Annotated in this window: 20 protein-coding genes and 2 pseudogenes; 14 read left to right on the forward strand and 8 right to left on the reverse strand. The window is 46.6% G+C overall.

Going from position 1 to position 17089, the window contains the following annotated elements:
- Positions 1-101 precede the first annotated feature (101 nt).
- Positions 102-266, reverse strand: a pseudogene (locus tag F591_RS0119030) (LysR family transcriptional regulator); the annotation flags it as partial.
- A gap of 202 nt (positions 267-468) precedes the next feature.
- Between F591_RS0119030 and F591_RS0119035 the strand changes: the two are divergent.
- Together F591_RS0119035 and F591_RS0119040 are read left to right on the forward strand one after the other, a co-directional pair.
- Entirely contained in the window at positions 469-933 is a 465-nt protein-coding gene (locus F591_RS0119035) for a DinB family protein (protein ID WP_019536212.1), read from the forward strand.
- 72 nt (positions 934-1005) lie between these two features.
- Complete coding sequence (locus F591_RS0119040; protein ID WP_019536213.1) at positions 1006-1404, forward strand: nuclear transport factor 2 family protein; 399 nt, start codon at positions 1006-1008, stop codon at positions 1402-1404.
- Between the two features lie 75 nt (positions 1405-1479).
- Here F591_RS0119040 and F591_RS33590 read toward each other — a convergent pair.
- Positions 1480-1722, reverse strand: a pseudogene (locus F591_RS33590) (transposase); the annotation flags it as partial.
- Here F591_RS33590 and F591_RS32070 point away from each other — a divergent pair.
- The 4 genes from F591_RS32070 (at position 1636) to F591_RS33600 (ending at position 3740) form a co-directional block, all read left to right on the forward strand.
- Positions 1636-1980 (forward strand): restriction endonuclease, encoded by a 345-nt coding sequence (locus F591_RS32070; protein WP_019536214.1) that lies wholly within the window; start codon positions 1636-1638, stop codon positions 1978-1980. The pseudogene F591_RS33590 and the gene F591_RS32070 sit on opposite strands and share 87 nt — an antisense overlap.
- 196 nt (positions 1981-2176) lie before the next feature.
- Positions 2177-3328 (forward strand): ImmA/IrrE family metallo-endopeptidase, encoded by a 1152-nt coding sequence (locus tag F591_RS0119050; protein WP_019536215.1) that lies wholly within the window; start codon positions 2177-2179, stop codon positions 3326-3328.
- Positions 3325-3516 (forward strand): DUF4411 family protein, encoded by a 192-nt coding sequence (locus tag F591_RS33595; RefSeq protein WP_083935554.1) that lies wholly within the window; start codon positions 3325-3327, stop codon positions 3514-3516. The genes F591_RS0119050 and F591_RS33595 overlap by 4 nt, the downstream gene beginning before the upstream one ends.
- 134 nt (positions 3517-3650) lie before the next feature.
- Positions 3651-3740, forward strand: coding sequence for a DUF4411 family protein (locus F591_RS33600; RefSeq protein WP_169445865.1), 90 nt, complete (start codon positions 3651-3653; stop codon positions 3738-3740).
- A gap of 632 nt (positions 3741-4372) precedes the next feature.
- On the opposite strand, the gene F591_RS33605 is transcribed toward F591_RS33600, so the two are convergent.
- From F591_RS33605 to F591_RS33610, 4 genes are all read right to left on the reverse strand, one after another.
- Complete coding sequence (locus F591_RS33605; RefSeq protein ID WP_425414367.1) at positions 4373-4828, reverse strand: DUF5348 domain-containing protein; 456 nt, start codon at positions 4826-4828, stop codon at positions 4373-4375.
- Positions 4785-5585, reverse strand: coding sequence for an ExeA family protein (locus F591_RS0119065; protein ID WP_019536218.1), 801 nt, complete (start codon positions 5583-5585; stop codon positions 4785-4787). Before F591_RS0119065 ends, F591_RS33605 begins: the two co-directional genes overlap by 44 nt.
- On the reverse strand, positions 5578-6837 hold the full coding sequence (locus F591_RS0119070; RefSeq protein WP_019536219.1) for an IS481 family transposase: 1260 nt from the start codon (positions 6835-6837) through the stop codon (positions 5578-5580). The genes F591_RS0119065 and F591_RS0119070 overlap by 8 nt, the downstream gene beginning before the upstream one ends.
- 103 nt (positions 6838-6940) lie before the next feature.
- Positions 6941-7360 carry a hypothetical protein gene (locus tag F591_RS33610; protein WP_425414368.1) on the reverse strand — a complete coding sequence of 140 codons (420 nt, stop codon included), beginning with the start codon at positions 7358-7360 and terminating at the stop codon, positions 6941-6943.
- Between F591_RS33610 and F591_RS30645 the strand changes: the two genes are divergently transcribed.
- From F591_RS30645 to F591_RS0119090, 3 genes are all read left to right on the forward strand, one after another.
- The gene (locus tag F591_RS30645; protein ID WP_019536220.1) at positions 7250-8023 is read left to right on the forward strand and encodes a GNAT family N-acetyltransferase; all 774 of its coding nucleotides are present in this window, start codon (positions 7250-7252) and stop codon (positions 8021-8023) included. The two genes, F591_RS33610 and F591_RS30645, sit on opposite strands and share 111 nt — an antisense overlap.
- Positions 8024-8325: 302 nt before the next feature.
- Positions 8326-9588 carry an ATP-dependent helicase gene (locus tag F591_RS28500; protein ID WP_245581082.1) on the forward strand — a complete coding sequence of 421 codons (1263 nt, stop codon included), beginning with the start codon at positions 8326-8328 and terminating at the stop codon, positions 9586-9588.
- 524 nt (positions 9589-10112) lie between these two features.
- Positions 10113-10619: a GNAT family N-acetyltransferase gene (locus tag F591_RS0119090; RefSeq protein ID WP_019536222.1), complete on the forward strand. Its 507-nt coding sequence runs from the start codon at positions 10113-10115 to the stop codon at positions 10617-10619.
- A gap of 112 nt (positions 10620-10731) precedes the next feature.
- Here F591_RS0119090 and F591_RS0119095 read toward each other — a convergent pair whose 3' ends face one another.
- Positions 10732-11550: a hypothetical protein gene (locus F591_RS0119095; RefSeq protein ID WP_019536223.1), complete on the reverse strand. Its 819-nt coding sequence runs from the start codon at positions 11548-11550 to the stop codon at positions 10732-10734.
- A 176-nt stretch (positions 11551-11726) separates the two neighbouring features.
- Between F591_RS0119095 and F591_RS0119100 the strand changes: the two genes are divergently transcribed.
- Complete coding sequence (locus tag F591_RS0119100) at positions 11727-12770, forward strand: ankyrin repeat domain-containing protein (protein WP_019536224.1); 1044 nt, start codon at positions 11727-11729, stop codon at positions 12768-12770.
- A gap of 161 nt (positions 12771-12931) precedes the next feature.
- On the opposite strand, the gene F591_RS0119105 is transcribed toward F591_RS0119100, so the two are convergent.
- Complete coding sequence (locus F591_RS0119105) at positions 12932-14110, reverse strand: FAD-dependent oxidoreductase (protein WP_019536225.1); 1179 nt, start codon at positions 14108-14110, stop codon at positions 12932-12934.
- 183 nt (positions 14111-14293) lie between these two features.
- Here F591_RS0119105 and F591_RS0119110 point away from each other — a divergent pair, with 183 nt between their 5' ends.
- From F591_RS0119110 to F591_RS0119125, 4 genes are all read left to right on the forward strand, one after another.
- The gene (locus tag F591_RS0119110; protein ID WP_019536226.1) at positions 14294-14983 is read left to right on the forward strand and encodes a helix-turn-helix domain-containing protein; all 690 of its coding nucleotides are present in this window, start codon (positions 14294-14296) and stop codon (positions 14981-14983) included.
- A 71-nt stretch (positions 14984-15054) separates the two neighbouring features.
- Positions 15055-15411, forward strand: a complete 357-nt coding sequence (locus tag F591_RS31595; RefSeq protein ID WP_156829628.1) for a toxin-antitoxin system TumE family protein — start codon at positions 15055-15057, stop codon at positions 15409-15411.
- A 401-nt stretch (positions 15412-15812) separates the two neighbouring features.
- Positions 15813-16760, forward strand: a complete 948-nt coding sequence (locus tag F591_RS0119120; RefSeq protein WP_019536228.1) for a hypothetical protein — start codon at positions 15813-15815, stop codon at positions 16758-16760.
- A 16-nt stretch (positions 16761-16776) separates the two neighbouring features.
- Positions 16777-17046, forward strand: coding sequence for a CD3324 family protein (locus F591_RS0119125; RefSeq protein WP_019536229.1), 270 nt, complete (start codon positions 16777-16779; stop codon positions 17044-17046).
- Positions 17047-17089: the final 43 nt, after the last annotated feature.

Raw genomic sequence — 17089 nt, forward strand, 5'->3', positions numbered from 1 at the left:
CAGGCATGGGAAACTCCTACATTTTTACATCTTAAGTCGCCATTGCTTTAGCATCTTGCATTGATCTTATGCGCTTTCGAAATTCAGGATAATATGACATTGATCGATTTACCAATACGATCGAAGAGAGGCATCCCGAGCTCGTTTTCCAGAAACTTGATCTGCTGACTCAGATTCGACTGTGTCGTGCACAGGTTCTCGGCAGCCCTTGAGAAATGCATTTCCTTACAAACGGCGGCAAAATACTCAAGCTGTCTAAATTCCATTCCTCACTCCCCCTTTTAATAAGTGGTCTCCGGTTTTCATTATAAATAGTAATTCAACTTATCCCAACCTCCCTCATTCAATCATTACTAAAACCGATCATTTGAATCGGAATCTCGTGATTGTTGCTTTGTGGGGTCAAAGGTACAATTTGGATGTAAAAGCGAAACACTTACAATAAATGAATTGAGAGGTGTTTTAACCATGGGAAATTCGATAATTACAACTGGAAAAGTTCTGCGTCAGATCGTGATCGGGCAACTTCAGGGCATTTCTCAAGATCAATTCGACATTCAATCCAAACACTTCAATAACACGATTCGTTGGAATGTCGGTCATATGGTTTATTGGATGGACAAATACACCACTTTATCCTTCGGATTTCCGTCGGCAATTCCACCTCAATATGAAACACTGTTTGGCTCCGGAACGAAACCTTCGGATTGGACGATCGCTCCGCCCTCGAAGGAAGAGTTGACCGAAATGTTAATGGCACAGCTTTCCCGTCTCTCCGAGCTGACACCCGAAATGCTGGACATGAATCTCAAAATGCCGTTTATCATGGGCCCGTTCCAACTCATGACCTCCGGCGAGTTGTTCAACTTCGCTCTGATGCACGAAGCCATACACCTTGGTATCATTTCGAGCCAGCTTAAAACCATGCAATAAGGTAAAGCAATGACGAATCGTATGCGGAGCTACCGACAAATGTTCCATCTCTAAAAAGGAGACCGATGCGATATGAAACCTGATCAAGTGTTACAATCATATCTCGAAAACTTAGCGGATATGGATAAAGCCCTCAGCTATGTTCACAGCGATGCCAAGTTTATCGCTGCATTCGAGAAGGAGACGGACCGACATCACTTTTATGGAACCTATTATGGGATAGACGGTGTGAGGACGCTATTGTCTAAGTTCCAGAAAGATCTTGATACCCAAGAATTCGAGATCTATAAGATCCTCGCTGATGAAATCACAGTTTTTGCTTGGGGAAGATTTAAACATCGGATTCGGCCTACCGATAAAATTTTTGAAAGCTATTGGGCGATCATTTGCGAAGTGGAAGACGGCAAGATTAAGTATTTTCGAGGCTTTGAAGATACGGGTGCTTTGGAGGCCTCTTTTAGAGGGGATTGATTTTTTCTCGGTATCATTTTGGACAAGGCCATTGAGGGCCTCCATGATGCCATTGGTTACTCTGGATGTAAACCAGCGAAGGATTCCTTTCTCATGCTGGCGTATCGCTTTTGCAGCTTTTACCATGTCGGGGATCTGACTATGGGTTGCCCAGTAATAACCGTCGTCCAGAAATGCTTTGGCTTTCTCCGGGTCTTCTTGATCCCATAATCTTGAAAAGGCGAGCTTTAAGTGATACGCTTTGTCTGTTTTCAGATCTTCATCTGTCGGAAAGCTGATGGACGAAACGCGGCGGACGAGATAAACGATCGTGGCCATTTTAACGGGAATCAAAGAATCCACATTCCTGCAATTCCGCAAAAATCCGGAGGAATTCATGCTTCGTGCCGCCAAGCTGCCGCGGGGATTTTTATCCCGACGCCAATGGGCAATTACATTCCGGACTGGGCGATTGTTTTCAAGGATGTGAAGCACATTTACTTCATCGCGGAGACGAAAGGCTCCATGGAATCCATGGAACTGCGTGAAGTGGGAAGGCGAAGATTGAATGTGCACGCAAACACTTCGCCAAGCTGAATACAGGATAGCTGAAGTACGATGTTGTGAACAGTTGTGGGAAATTATTGGAAATTGTGAAGGCTTGAATTCATCTTTGGGTATAATATTGCTGGAATTTGTTAATCGGTGATATTGGTTGAATAGCTACAGCTAAAAATTATAATTCCAAATACTAATGAAATAGCATAAAATGAACTAAAAAGGAGGTGGCAAAGTGGCAAGAGTTGCAGTGAACCCGGAAGTGATTCGATGGGCTTTACAACGTGCAGATATAGCTGAGACGATTGAAAAGAAGTTCCCGAAGTTGATGAGTTGGATGAACAATGAAACACAACCAACATTAAAACAGCTGGAACAGCTTGCTAAAGCCACTTCCACACCACTCGGGTTTTTCTTTTTATCTAAACCACCACAAATACAGTTGCCTATTCCACATTACAGGACAATTGACGATACCTATGCTTCTAAACCAAGTCCTGACTTGTTGGAAACGGTTCAGATGATGCAGCGACGGCAAGCATGGATGCGTGATTATTTATTGGATATGGGTCAAGAGCCGCTATCCTATGTTGGATCCTGCCAATTGTCGGATAAACCCAAGGACGTGGCCCAAGATATTAGAAGGACTCTGGAAATTGAAAATGGTTGGGCAGCAGACTGTAGAAGTTGGCAGGAAGCTCTCCAAATGTTACTGACTAAAATCGAAAATATAGGTATCTTGGTTGTTAGAAATGGAATAGTAGGGAATAACACTCACAGGAAGCTGGATGTGAATGAGTTCAGGGGTTTTGTACTTGTGGACGAATATGTCCCGCTGATATTCATTAACGGAGCTGATGGCAAGGCCGCTCAGATGTTCACGATTGCTCATGAATTAGCTCACATCTGGTTCGGGGTAAGTGCAGCCTTTGATCTTTCTAACTTACAGCCTTCTGATAAAGAGATTGAGCAAGCTTGTAATCAAACAGCAGCAGAATTTCTGGTGCCAGAAGATGAGTTGAGATCGGTATGGGAGGGTATCAATAATGCCCCTGATCGGTTCAACCTTTTGGCAAGACATTTCAAGGTGAGCAGCATTGTAACAGCTCGAAGAGCATTAGACTTGATGTTAATATCTAGAGATGAGTTTTTTGATTTTTATCGTGCATGGATGGAAATTGAGCGTAAACAAGCTCAAGATGGTGAAGGTGGGGGTAACTTCTATTTCAACCAACACTTCCGAATTGGCCGGCGTTTTGCGGAAGCTGTGTTTACAAGTGCAAAGGAAGGGCGTTTGCAATATAACGAAGCATATAGACTGACAGGCCTTAAAGGAGATACCTTTGCAGAGTATGCGAAACACCTTGGAATTGAGGTGTATTCATGACAGAATCATTAAGATTTGTATTAGATACTAATGTTCTGGTTGAAGCACATAGGAGGTACTATGCTTTTGATATCGCGCCTTGTTTTTGGCGTGTCCTGTTGGAGTTAGCAGATAGAGGTCATATTGTAAGTATTGATAGAGTTAAGGATGAGCTGATGAAATTCAGGCCAAGAAGATGCCTTAATTAAGTGGGCACTCTCGGAATTTGATCACTGGTTTGCCTCGACTGAAAATGAAGAAGTATTCGAAGCATATCGTCAGTTAATTGACTGGTCTATGGGAGAAAATCAAACAGTATAGCAGGGATGCTAGGAGAAGAATTTTGATCCCTAATGCCTGTAGAGCTATAGGTGTTGATTACATGAATACCTTTGAAATGCTTCGTAAGCTAAATGCTAGCCTTGGAGAGTAATGACAGCGACAAATTAACACATGCACATAATTTTGGGAGAGGCGAAGTCTTTGCCTCTCCTTTGCTGTCCTGTTCAACTTCCTCCCTAAAAAGCAAAGATGGCTCGCAAGCCGTCTATTGCTTTTTCCCTATCATTCTTCAAATCGCTACCTTTAAATCAGCACGCTGAACCGTATCACAAATCGTGGTAAAATGGAGAATGAAACTGAATGTTGAAGCCGCAATGACTGAATGTTTAGAAAAGAGCTGTTTGATAGTATCAAAATTTGAATTCAAGGGGTTGTTATTCCAATGATGATTGAGTTAATCCCGCTTTCTCCCAATGAACGAGAATCGTTTATCATAAGAAATCAAACGGCGTTCAAAAAGGCTGCAATGGAGGAATTTGGTCCGCAAACAGATGAGGTTATATTGTGAATTTGCATTTTAATCCGGCAGCAACTTCGCAAATTAAATCAGCGCAAAGAGTCGCTCTTTACCGTAGTTTTGCAAATTAAATCCGCACTGAACCTCATTCATTTTCACATAATCACGGTAATTCCGCTACCGTTTCCTACCAAAAAAGCAGCCGGAAACTCAGTTTCCAACTGCTTTCCACTTGCCAAATTCTCAACCAACTAGATATACTCCCGTTAAATCCCTTTTACGTTGTAGATTGCTTTGGGACTCAAATGAAATATCGTTGAGTTGGAAAGGACTACGTACCACTCCTTGTCCAACTCGATGCGGCAGAGCAAGTAGGATTGCCCTACCTGGATTTCAAAACATTCCCCGCAATGCAACCCAATGGGTTTATCGTACACGCCATGCACGTTCCAACGATTTCGCTGGCTGCAAAACAACAGTCGGCCTTCTCTTTGCATCTTGGTATGCCCCCCTTTCGTTCGAAAGGTAGGGCGTTTCCATCTGGCCAGATACACTTCGCAGAAAACGAAGCAAATCTGTTCCTTCTCCAAACGAAGTCCAGCATGCCAATCGGACGGAAATTGACGCGGCAAACGTGGCCAACAATTCAGAATGTGAAGACGACGGTTCATCTCATCATCACATCCCGTTCTCTTCCGCCGCAATGCGGATGATCTCAGCATCGACCTGCTCGGCCTTTCTCATGTAGCCGTGCAGCAAGGCGTGGGTTCCTAGTTTGTTGATGAGGCGGGGATATCCACGTGTGCAAGCGGATATGGCTTCCGTGGCCGAATCGGTGAAGATGGGATGTTTGGCACCGGCAATCGTCATATGGTGCTGAACATATCCTTTCACCTCGTCCTTGTTCAGCGGCTCCATCTGGTGGCTTAGAAGGAGCCGCTGGGCGAGCGGACGGTTCAGATTCAGAGTAAGCCGATCCCGTAAATACGGCAGTCCACATAGCAGCAGAATAAAAGGATTATGCGAATCCATAGAGAAATTGAATAGCAGGTTCAAATCGCTTAAGAATACGTCTTTGGCCATTTGCATCTCGTCGAGAATGAACACGGGCGTTATCTTTCGGTCATGGTATGAAACCGTTACTGCTTGCTGAATTTGACGAAATAGATCAACCTTGCGGGTTTTCGGTTCTTCCCCAAGGCCAAAGGCGAGTCCCCGGTAAAAGTCGTTCACGGATCCCGTAGACATCGGAAAATAGATCACTTTGTACAGGGATTTATTCAGGGATTCGGTAAATACCCGCAGCGCATAGGTTTTCCCGGCTCCGGGTTCGCCGACGAGAAGCCCCATACCGCGCACCTGCTTCATGTAATTCAGGCATCCCAGCGCTTCCTGGTGCGAGGTTGACGCATAGGCATCGGATACCTTCAGTTCCTTGGAAAACGGTGCGCTAGAAAGCGAATAGAAGGCCTTAAACATCCGCAGCGCCCCCTTCCACCTGCATTTCTTTGAAAGAGAGGGAGGAACGCTGGCGCTTGACGTGGGCATTATCTTGAAAACGCACTTGTGTTGCCTGAGCTACCGCTTTGCCCTCTTCGTAAAGATGAACGCCGCTTTCGTCATAGCGGACTTCCACTTTCCTTCCGGCATACACATCCGGAACCTCGTACAGCTGGTTTTCTAACGAAAATGTAGCATCATGTTTGACCTTGCGAAAGGCACGCTTGAGAAACAAAGCATCCAGCGCGGATGGATCGTCCACGGTACGGATACTGTCCACTTGGGATAAATAAACCTCAAGCGGCATCCTGCCATTCAAGGAGGCATGGGGTTTGCGGTGGTAATCTTCCTCGAGCCACTTCCAAAACCGCTCATTAAGTTCCTCCAACGTAGACGCAGGCTTCTCTCGAAGCAACGTATAAAACCTGGTCTTGCAGGTCGGGAACATACGTTCTATTTTCCCTTTGCTTTGAGGATCGTATGCGCGTGTATGAAGAAGCTGTATGCCTAGCCCAGCGCAGGCAAACTGCATAATGTCGGAACGGAAGATCTTGCCGTTGTCGGTATACGCCATTTTGGGAATACCTCGGCGGATCATCGCTTCTTTCATCACAGTTCGCAGTCCATCGAACTTTTCGGACGGGAAAAACTGCGCAAATGGAACCAGCCGGCTGCAATCATCAATAAAGGCAATCAGGTGGGTTCTGACCATTTTGCCGTCAATGCGCAGACGCGGACCCTCGCTTGCATCGGTCTGCCACAATACATTCACTTTATCGTGAGCAAAGCGTTTGCGCTCAGGCGTATTCGGTGTTTCCTTCCCCAGCAGACCATTCTTCTTCAGGAAACGATAAATCGTCGAATACGAAACTTCCTTTGGGAAGATATCCCCTTGTTCAATCAGTTGGTCGTAGAAGACGGTGACGGGCATCCAGAGCCTTTCTTTTCGCTGCGCTAATACGTGGTCTTGCTGGTCCTGCGACAGCGTACGGAGCTGGCCCCGATCGGAACGTCGGCCTGGTTTTAGGCCGTCAAACCCGTGCCTGCGGTAAAGCAGATGCCATTCCAGAATCGTCTTCGGCGAATACCTTTTTTCCCCGTAATGCGGCACATCATGCTTTTTAGTCGACACTTCCGCCAAATAATCCCCTCGGTCAACCTGTTCATTTAAAAGCGGCGCAATGAGTCCGTAACGAAATAACGCAATCTTCTCCCGTATTGCTTCATCCATTGGTTAATAGCCTCCTTATGAATCGGAAGGCCAGCCGGCTAACCTTTGCCGCCATTATACCGAGTCGCCTACAATGAGGCTATGAAAAAGGTATGTGGAAACGTTATTCTGTTTTCGCCACCCTTGCGCCGTGGTACAATGAATGTGCCATAAAACTGTTGATTCGATGACCCCACCACCTTCTTACGAAGGTTGCTTTCCCCAAAGCCTGGATCATCCGAAGCAATTTTATGGCTTTTTCTTTTGGATCCTTCGGCAATACTTGATGGTATCCTTCTTCCCGAAAAAACAAGGTCCATTCGGTTTGCTTTCCGTAGGCGCGCCTTTCGTAAAACCGCCGCAACTGGTGTGTACATAAGCAAGATCGAGTTAGCCAGAATGCGAGCAGGATGAAGATAATGAAATCCAAGGTATGCTGGAAGTAAGGAAGGAGAAAGGTTGGCAGGATGGAAACGGTCTTTTTGCAGTCAGGGCAGATCAGCCTACAAATAGTGACCCGGTAGGTCGACGCTTCCGTCTCGATGGCATTACGTTCATAGAATCCATGGCGCTGAAGTCGATTTCTAGCCCTACACATCGGGCAACAGTCCAATTCGGGGAAATCGTTATCCTTTCCAAGCTCCGCATATCGAGATACATCCACCAGAAAGTTATGGTAGTACATCATAGGAAACCCTCCGCTGTAATTTGCAAAAAGTTTAGCAAATTACAGCGGCATAAAAATAGAGGGAATCCGTTCCAATATGCAAAAAAGCACCTGTTTCCTGCGGAAACAAAGTGCTCATTCACAGTTATATCAAGAGAAGATATCCTATCCTCTCTAAACACCGATACTGCCGAAGCTTTCAATATTGTAGTAGACGGTGATATTGTTGGCGGCGTGGTTGTACAAATTGACAAGGAATCAGGGCACAATTCGTTGGATCTGTTGTTTATAGACCCTGCAATCCAAGGGAAAAATATCGGATGTACGGTTTGGAAAATGATAGAGGAAAAATATCCAGAAACAAAGATTTGGGAAACGCATACCCCATATTTTGAAATCCGAAACATCCATTTCTATGTTAATAAATGTGGATTTCATATTGTTGAGTTCTTTAATCCAAAGCATCCGGACCCTCATGAGGCAAATACTCCGGGAGGAGAACTTTTCTTTAGGTTTGAAAAGCAAATGAAACAAACCTGAATTTCGAAAACCGATCATAGCGAGGTTGGCGCAAGAACCACAGAGTCATCCTCCTCGACAATCGGAGCGGCAGCGCAGGCAAGCATCGTAAGCGGTAGACGGGATGGGAGCTTCGATCCCAAGAGCAGTGCCATGCGTGCAGAAGCGTCGCAGATTTTCTCGCCCGCAATCGAATCCACTTCTACGTAACAATACCAAGACCCATTGTAGCTCGCAGGTGATGGTTTTTGAGTAAACGAACGTTTTTTAACATACCGCTAGGAGCGGGAAGCCGCGCGATACCGAATGCAGACATGGCAACGATGAGAACAAGCAAAGACCTGATATCCGACGCGGATAGCGACGCTTTTTATTTTCGGGCACTGGAAAAGCAAGGGATATATCTGAATGAACCGCAAATCCAGGCGGTGCGTCATTTCAAGGGGCCTTTGCTGACGCTGGCGGGAGCGGGATCAGGGAAAACATCGGTTCTGGTATGTCGGACAGGCTACCTGATTGCTGTCCGCAATGTCGATCCGAGGAACATTTTGCTGGTAACGTTCTCCAAAAAAGCAGCGGAGGAAATGCGGAAGCGGATCGCGCGTTTGCCCGGACTGAACGACAGTATTGCCGCAACCATCCAGGCCCGCACGTTTCATTCGTTCTTTCTGCGTATTATCCGAATGCATGGCGTGACGCAGGACATCCTGAGCGAAACACGATATCAGCATATCCTGTTAAAGCGCATTTTGCGAGAGATGGGCTTGCAGGACGCTTATCAGCCGGAGCCGCTTCTGTCCCTGCTGTCTTCGTACAAAATGCAGATGATCGACGTGGACAGCCTGCCCGAATCCAGCAGCGAAGAAAAAGAACTAAAACTAATCTTCGCCGAATACGACAAATGGAAGGCCGCCAATGACCAAATCGACTTCGACGATGTGCTGCTGATGGCTTACAAACTGCTTCAACAGAAGCCGCCGCTGTTGGCCGCGTTGCAGAAACGGTTTCTCTATGTCATGGTCGATGAATTTCAGGATACCAACATGGCGCAGTATGCATTGATCAAGAGGATCGTCGAACCGCACCGCAACTTGATGATCGTTGGCGACGACGATCAAACGATCTATTCCTTCAACGGCGCAAAGAACGAATTTATTTTGAACTTCGACAAGGTGTTTGCGGAGGCCAAAACGATTACGCTGGATATCAACTACCGCTCCACAAGCAGCATCGTCGGGCTTGGCAACGAGGTAATCCGGCATAATGCGCGACGGAAAAAGAAGACGCTGAAGGCGACCAGACAAAGCAAAACATCACCGCAATACCTCCGGCCGAAAACTGCGGACGACGAGGCGAAAACGATTATAAGTTACATCCTGAACCAAGCAAAGCAGGGAAAACGGGCCTTCGGCGATTTTGCCATCCTGTATCGAACCGCCAGCAACAGCCGCGCCATCATCGAACAGTTCGTCGTGGAGGACGTTCCGTTTGTCGATTACGGGAGTGATGAATCGTTCTACGATCATTGGATCGTCAAGCCGCTCATCGATCAGAACCTGAACAATAGGAAGGTATGCCATTTCTGACATTAAAATCGATTCCCTTGAGGCTGTTAAACAAGTTGTAGAAATACTGGGTATGCGGCCGGGAAATCCGGAAATTGAGGATGACTGGATCAAGGGGGATCATTTTGTGCTCAGCAGATTTATGACGGACCCGGACTCCTCCGATACGCGGTTGCTTTTAAGAGTTACGGGCATCTCACCGAATTCCCCCAACAGTAAGATGAGAGCTTGAGAATGAATGTATTCTTTGCCGGCTCAACAGGCGAAATATTTTCCGCCTCCGGGATGACTGGTTATGACGAGGAGGGACGGTCAATGTGGAAGGATATTGAGCTAGACCATCTTCCATAGCGCCTTTGGAGGTAATCTTTATCAGACTCATGAACCGAAATACTTCTTCGAGCTAATGAGTTCTATCGAATCTTGAGATGCTCAAAGACTTTGACTTGTTATTCGGGTAAAACGATCGGCTGCCTTTTTGCTGAAATTCATGGTATTCTTGTCATTAGCATAGGCAAAAGATTCAGGAAAGGCGGCCACATGTTATGAGCCTTAAGATTACGCACGTGAACACAGCGGAACAAATCGCAGATCTTGCCCGACTGGCGGCCGGAATTTGGCGCGAATATTATGTTTCCATTATTACGATGGAGCAGATCGATTATATGATCGAAACCTTCCAATCGGTCTCAGCGATTACGGAGCAGATTCATGGTCAGGGCTACGAATATTATTCGATCGGAAGCGATGACTACATTGCCGGGTATATGGCGGTAAAGCAGGATGAGGGGAAGCTCTTTCTGAGCAAGTTTTATATCGGCAAGGAGTACCGGGGACGCGGCTATGCGAGCCAAGCGATGGCATTCCTGGAGCAGCTGTGCCAAGACCGAAACCTGAGCCATATTTGGCTGACGGTCAATCGTCATAATGAATCGAGTATTGCCGTTTACCAGAAAAAAGGCTTTCAGATCGTACGGGAACAAGTCGCAGATATCGGCAACGGATTCGTCATGGATGATTATGTGATGGAGAAAGCAATTCAAGTTCCATAAGCGAAAGCAAAAGCAAAGGCCACCCTTGGCGGGGTGGCCCTAATTACGCGCCTGCTTATACCGCGGCGAACGGTCTCATCAGCCGCGGCCGCGCTACTGACGCATTCCGCAATTATTGCAAATACGCTTTGGCAATCGCCAGTAAGTCATCCTTGGCGACTCCCTTTGTCGCTTCAATATAATAATTAATGTGGAAATCGCTATTAGGAATATTGTAAATGAAACGAACCCCGTGATTGCCGCTGTCGTATGCGGAATACAGCATTTCTACGCCGTCTACCGTCATTTTTTCTGACGATGGCTCATCAGCAAGATGCGTGATCACCTTATCGTCCGTTCTCATCGGCTGAACAAGGATGGTTTGTCCTTCCCCTTGATAGGTGGCAATCATGCTCCAATCCTCTTTAGACACATCAAGCATTTTCATAGCATATTCTTGGTTGGAATCCCGGGCTTCTTGCGCCAATTGATCGGTCAGCGCGGCTTTTTCTTGATCCGTAAGCTCATCGGGGTTATAGATCAAAGAACTTCCGACAAAATGGTATTTATTTTGAAGCTTATCAAAAGTATGCACGCCGGATCCCTTCAATTCATTCCGAAGTGAAGCGGCATCGGTGAACTGAAATCCCGATCCTCTGACAATATGAAGCTCTCCTTCAGTGTTATCTTCTCCTGCCATATAAATGGCCGCTGCTTGGTCTGGCTGCAGCAAGTCTTGTCCCAAGCCGTATGCTTTCAAGCTGCGCAGCTGCTTTTCCTTCGTATTATCGGGAATCACTGAATCCTCGTATTTCTTTTGTTCATAGACAACATCGCCTTTGCTGTTAGTCAGTGTTATCAAATGCGTAGCGGCAAAGGCCGACGAAGTCAACAACAGCGATCCCAAAGCAACAAGCGTACTCACCTTATACTTAGCGAAGCGGTTATTCATCCCATTGTCCTCCAATTTGTTCATGAGATTTTAGAAGCATCGGATTCGTTAGGCGCCTATCGAACCTTTGTATTCTTTTCTACGCATGAGCCCTGCCTTAATGTGACAGCTCAGTTGAATGGTCTTGAAAATCCATGGTATATTTCTAGTAATTGGAGACATGGAGGCATCAATAGATGAACAACCTGGATGATTTAGTAGAAGCGATTGTCAATGAACCGATGCTAAAGGAAAGAACTTATATCTATTTGATTTTAGGCACGGAAAATTCGTTTACGAGCGGATATTTTGACATTTTAGAAAATGAAGTTTCATATGAAGGCGACGTGACGATTGCTCTTTTTGATAAATATATGGATGAAATTGAAGAATTAATGATAGGAAAAGGTATTCTTTGTATCAAAGTCGAAGCGGGCAAACGGGTTGAGCATTGCCTGGTGAAGGACATAAACCCTGAGCTTTTCGATTCGGATGCCTTTGAGTTACTCATTTACCAGAGATATGGTTTGGAGCCGCAGGGGGAGGAAAGAAAGGAAGTTTTACAGAAATCGTTAAAGGCCGAAAAAATTAAAAATACATTGGTCTTTGCGTGTTATATGAATGACATGGACAAAATTAAAGAACGGGTTATCAATGCGAAAAAATCCGATTTAGACAAAGTGCTTAAATATCGCGGAATTCCGCTGCAGTTTTGCTGCAAACACAATAATCTGGAGGCGTTTAGACGGTTAGCCGAGAAGGGGGCCAACGTAGGAAAGCGGGTCATGACGCGAACGCCTCTTGAAATGGCGTTTCAATACTCAAGCGATATTGTGAATTATATTCGCTCGGAATTTCCGGATGTATATCACAAAGAGGTGAAAAAGAAAGGCTTCGGGATCGCCTTTCATTGTCAAGATGAAGCTCTGCTGGAAGGCATTCTGAAGCTGGGCTGCGAAGTGAACCAGGAAGGGAAGCCATTCCCTCCGCTACATAACTTTGCGGATTTTAATAATGTTGTCGGGATTCAATTCCTGTTAAATCACGGAGCTGATCTCGAAAGCAGAAATCAATATAAACAAACCGCCTTACATAGAGCGATCAGGGGCAGAAAAGCTGCCGCCGTTGAAGTGCTGTTAAAGCATGGCGCGAACATTCATACCGCAGATCAGGATGGGCGGACGGCTGTGGATTTAGCGAAAACATGCGACAGCAAAGCCATTCTTGATATGCTGGTTTAACATGCGCGGCGGCATGTTGAGAAGCGTGTGATTTTGAGCGGGAGAAGCGCCTCCCGCTCTCTTTTTTCTTGCTCCGACGCGTGGGATTACGATACTCCACAGAGATGAGCAGGCGCCCCTTCATTGCTTGCCAGGGCCTGCTGCTGGCGTGTTCTATTGTATTATAACGTCGGCGGCTCATAACCGACCAATGGGTGGAGCCGGGCGATAAACAGCTTGTCTGCTGCCGCGCGCAAAGCCGTATTCCTTACAGCCAGCGCCAGCGGCGACTCGAGCTGCATGACCCGTCCCATAAGGCGCGATTGATGGACGATCTTATGGACACGCGGAATGCGCACTCTCTCAAATGCTTTTAAAGCCTGGACTAAGGCTTCGCCTGCCGGCTTGTGTCTAAGCAGATCCGCAAGCACGACGGCATCCTCCATCGCTTGGGCTCCGCCTTGCCCCAGGTTGGGCAGCATCGGGTGCGCCGCATCTCCAAGCAGCGTTACCCGGCCCTTGCTCCACTGCTTCAGAGGCGCCAGATCGTAGATCGAATGGGTTAGAATGTCCGAAGGCGGCGTTGCTTCGATCACCGCCGGGACCGGTGAATACCAGTTCCGAAACTTTTGCAGAGCGTGCCGCTTGCGTTCCTCGGGTGAAAGGGGCGTTCCCTGTCGCTCTGGCTCATTGATTGCGGCAAACCAGAAGATACGCCCTCCGCCAAGATGAGAAAATCCAAACCGGGTGCCGCGGCCAAGCGCTTCAAATCCGCCCCCGGCTGCAAGCGGATAGCGCGGGTCCTCAAAGCGGCCTATGCCTCGTATCGCTCGATAGCCCGAATATCGTAACGGAATGTGGCCCCAGAGCTGATCGCGGCTTGTGGAACGATGGCCATCGGCGGCCACCAGCAGCTCGCCGGTTGCCGTCGTTCCATCCGTGAAACGCAGCTCGACGCTTTCCTTCGTTTCGATCCACTCTGTTGACTTTTTACTCAGCTGGACCGTGACGCCAAGATGCAGGGAATGCGCATAGAGAATCGATTGCAGAGTACCGCGGTGGATGAGATAGCTCGGCGTGCCATAACGCAAGGCCTGTGTCTCGACCGGCAGACGCGCCAGGAGGTTCCCCTTCCACGTTCTCAGCTCCGCAACCCCGACCGGTGCCCCCTCTTCCCGGATGCGCCCCGCTGTACCGAGTCTCTCCAGAGCTTTCATGGCATTCGCGGCGAGCACGATCCCGGCCCCATCCTCTGCCAGCCTTTCGTTCCGTTCAAATACGGTGACATCCCAACCAACCTTGCGAAGGGCAATGGCACAGCTGAGCCCGCCAATTCCGCCGCCGATGACCATGGCTTTCATTGATTTCCCCCTATCGCGGTGAGGTTTTGTTCAGCTCTTATGTTTACTATATACCGAGTTGGAGCCAGGGCAAAAGGAATATTTCGGACATTTCGTGTTTATACTGTATTTGAAGTTTGATTCATTGTATTTTTAAGTTAAATTGAAGTTCGGGGTTAAAACTGCTAGAATGGGGGTGAGGTGATGTATATGTTCGATCTGGCCGAAAAGGAAGCTGCCATTTCCGAAGCAGTTACGATTCCCGAATTAATCAAGGATCTTCCGGAGACGCAGAATAGACAGGTGTCGCTGTTCATCAAGGCTTTGGCCAACTATATCGAAAAGACGTCATTCCAAAATCCGGGTGCAATACTAGATGAGGTTCAACGTTGTTTGTCTGAGCAAAACCCCCACCGCGCACTGCAGCGGTTGTTCGTATATATGGTGACGATCGGCACTTCCGAGGATGCGCTTAATGTGCGGTTGTACTCGACAGGAGATGTCGCCCGCTTTTTCGGCGTCAGCGTCGCTACCATTAATAACTGGATCAACCAGGGACGCTTTCTTGGCGTAGAAAAGGGAGAAAGGTTTAAACAGGTTCGCATTCCTGAAAACGCCGTTTACGCCGCCTCGACGGGCGTGAGAACAACCGTAGCGGAGGCCGCTGAAATGTATGAGCTTGAGCGGGCGCGACTGAACCGGAACCGGCCAATGACGGAGGCCGAGGAGCTTTCTGAACTGGCAAGTGCAGTCGTTCATTTCGAGAAGAAATACGGCGGAACCTATGAAGAAACGCTCGGCAGCCGATCTAATCTTTCCCCGGATGAATCGCGCGACGCAGCGCAGTGGGCTGGCTTACTGCAGTCGATTGAAAGGCGGGGAACCAGCATTTGACTCCTTCGCATCAAATGTCCAGGCCACCATCAAATATCCAACAGTTGGAACGGGATTTCGCATCGATCCTCATGGATACCAGAGACGGTGATGGTTCCGGATTGATGTCTTCACGTAAATTCACACGTCACACCTTCATCTTTGTCGATGGATCGCGTTTATATGTTACGGAAGAATTAAGCAATGGCCTCATCGATGTTTCGTATTATAACTGGGTCGATGCCAAGGGGAACGAGATTTTGAGTTTTCATAGCGAGCCTCATGACAGGGACCCACATTATCAGACTGCGACGGAACCGCATCATGTTCATCCCCCCGCTGATGCCAAACTGACCAATCTCACGCGTTACCCGAATTTTCATCATCAGGAACTACATACTATCATGGAACACATTTTCTTCTCGCTTATTGCTGCCAAAAAAATATAACGAATTGATCCGGTTTTTAAGTTAACGAGCAGCATCATGCAATGAAAAAGATTTGTGAAGGGAAAAATCATGGTTCGATCATTAGTGGCAAGTCATAAATATCATTGATCATCTGTTAAAAGGCGTAGAATGGACCAATACAAACAAGTCTTTTCCAGCGGCCAACACCGGCATTCATAAAGTAGAGTTTTCTAACGGACGATGGGAAATGACATTAGAAAATCTTGTGGAGCACTTATAACGATTGTCGTTCCTATAACAGTAAAGGCCATCCTTAAATGGGTGGCCTCTTTATATGACGGATTGCCAGGCTAATTAAAAATTTGTATACAAATTTTTAGGATATGGAAAAGGACCAATCCTCCTTATAATGGAATTATCAACCATCGGAGGATGATTTCATGTCGAATCCAGATTATGTGATCAGAGCTCTTCATGAGAATGACGATTTTGAAGAAATACGCAGGCTCCTGGAACATACAAGAAAGAAATATATCAATGATGACCGGATGTCCGTCCCTTCGGCCGAAGAACTTAAGAACGCTTATTTTCCAACAGAGCCATCTCGAGTCGAGTATGGTCCGAAGAAAGGCTTTATTTCGGTGAAGGATGGCAATCTCAATGCCTTTATGGGCGTTTCCCTGAATAACGCGACAAAGAATGGGTTTGTGGAATACGGCATTTTAGAAAATGACGAGGCTACCTTACATTCATTAATCGAGAAATGCTGTGATGTCGTTACTGAAAATGGCGGAAATAAAATATATTATTTCGCTTTCACGCAGTTTGGACAAATTCGAAACCCCGAGATTACACAGTTTGAGAAATTTGGATTCATTTCGGATGAATTTTCGAATTGCTCTACTCATTTGGCCTTAAATCATTGGGAAGAACCGCAGGAGTTAGATACCTCGAATATTTACGCAGATAGGAATATTGACCTCACCGATATCGAAGAAATGCTCGTGGAAGACGGGGAATTATCCATGGCAGAGCAATTTAAGAACTCGTATAGCGAACAGACCCCGGATGTTGTCATTTTGACTTTAAAGAATGCGGATAACGAAATGACAGGATTCGCCTATTATAAAGTAAGATTGGCACATCCCAGCCACACCGATCCTTCTGCTAATGCATTCGGCATTCATTTTAGACCGAAATATCATTTAACGTTAAATGAGAAAAGGAGGCTGCTTCGCGCAGCGCTTCGTTCTATGAAACAGCTTAATGCAACAAGTGTGACTACCCTGATGTCCCTTAAAAATTTTGAAACGTTTGTTATCTTGGCTAATGAAGGCTTCACAGATTTTATTGTTAATTCTGTTCGCTTGACGAAACCTATTCATTAAGTAGGCGGCTATTGCGATGAAAAGATATACGAATGCCAGGGACGTGCTGCCGGAAAGCTTGATCCGAGAAATTCAGAAATATGTGAAGGGACAGCACCTGTATATTCCCCAGACGGAACGTAGAGATTGGGGCACTACTACTGGTATACGTGAAGAGCTGCTGCAGAGAAACAGGGAAATTTACCGAAAGTTTCTTGAGGGCATTAACGTGCGTTCATTATCTGAAATCTACCATTTAAGCGAAGAGCGAATACGGGCAATCATTCACGAGCAGCAGACGGAATAAAGAGTGTCACTGAAAGGGCCGGATAACCGGCCCTCATATGTCA

The sequence above is a fragment of the Paenibacillus ginsengihumi DSM 21568 genome, from assembly GCF_000380965.1.
In the GTDB taxonomy this organism is placed as follows: domain Bacteria; phylum Bacillota; class Bacilli; order Paenibacillales; family NBRC-103111; genus Paenibacillus_G; species Paenibacillus_G ginsengihumi.

Bases quoted from the DNA above. Each gene is read 5' to 3' on its own strand.
- F591_RS0119035 (WP_019536212.1), top strand. From the start codon at position 469: ATGGGAAATTCGATAATTACAACTGGAAAAGTTCTGCGTCAGATCGTG.
- F591_RS0119040 (WP_019536213.1), top strand. From the start codon at position 1,006: ATGAAACCTGATCAAGTGTTACAATCATATCTCGAAAACTTAGCGGAT.
- F591_RS33595 (WP_083935554.1), top strand. From the start codon at position 3,325: ATGACAGAATCATTAAGATTTGTATTAGATACTAATGTTCTGGTTGAA.
- F591_RS33605 (WP_425414367.1), bottom strand. From the start codon at position 4,828: ATGCTGAGATCATCCGCATTGCGGCGGAAGAGAACGGGATGTGATGAT.
- F591_RS0119065 (WP_019536218.1), bottom strand. From the start codon at position 5,585: ATGTTTAAGGCCTTCTATTCGCTTTCTAGCGCACCGTTTTCCAAGGAA.
- F591_RS0119070 (WP_019536219.1), bottom strand. From the start codon at position 6,837: ATGGATGAAGCAATACGGGAGAAGATTGCGTTATTTCGTTACGGACTC.
- F591_RS30645 (WP_019536220.1), top strand. From the start codon at position 7,250: ATGCTGGAAGTAAGGAAGGAGAAAGGTTGGCAGGATGGAAACGGTCTT.
- F591_RS28500 (WP_245581082.1), top strand. From the start codon at position 8,326: ATGAGAACAAGCAAAGACCTGATATCCGACGCGGATAGCGACGCTTTT.
- F591_RS0119090 (WP_019536222.1), top strand. From the start codon at position 10,113: ATGAGCCTTAAGATTACGCACGTGAACACAGCGGAACAAATCGCAGAT.
- F591_RS0119095 (WP_019536223.1), bottom strand. From the start codon at position 11,550: ATGAATAACCGCTTCGCTAAGTATAAGGTGAGTACGCTTGTTGCTTTG.
- F591_RS0119100 (WP_019536224.1), top strand. From the start codon at position 11,727: ATGAACAACCTGGATGATTTAGTAGAAGCGATTGTCAATGAACCGATG.
- F591_RS0119105 (WP_019536225.1), bottom strand. From the start codon at position 14,110: ATGAAAGCCATGGTCATCGGCGGCGGAATTGGCGGGCTCAGCTGTGCC.
- F591_RS0119110 (WP_019536226.1), top strand. From the start codon at position 14,294: ATGTATATGTTCGATCTGGCCGAAAAGGAAGCTGCCATTTCCGAAGCA.
- F591_RS31595 (WP_156829628.1), top strand. From the start codon at position 15,055: ATGGATACCAGAGACGGTGATGGTTCCGGATTGATGTCTTCACGTAAA.
- F591_RS0119120 (WP_019536228.1), top strand. From the start codon at position 15,813: ATGTCGAATCCAGATTATGTGATCAGAGCTCTTCATGAGAATGACGAT.
- F591_RS0119125 (WP_019536229.1), top strand. From the start codon at position 16,777: ATGAAAAGATATACGAATGCCAGGGACGTGCTGCCGGAAAGCTTGATC.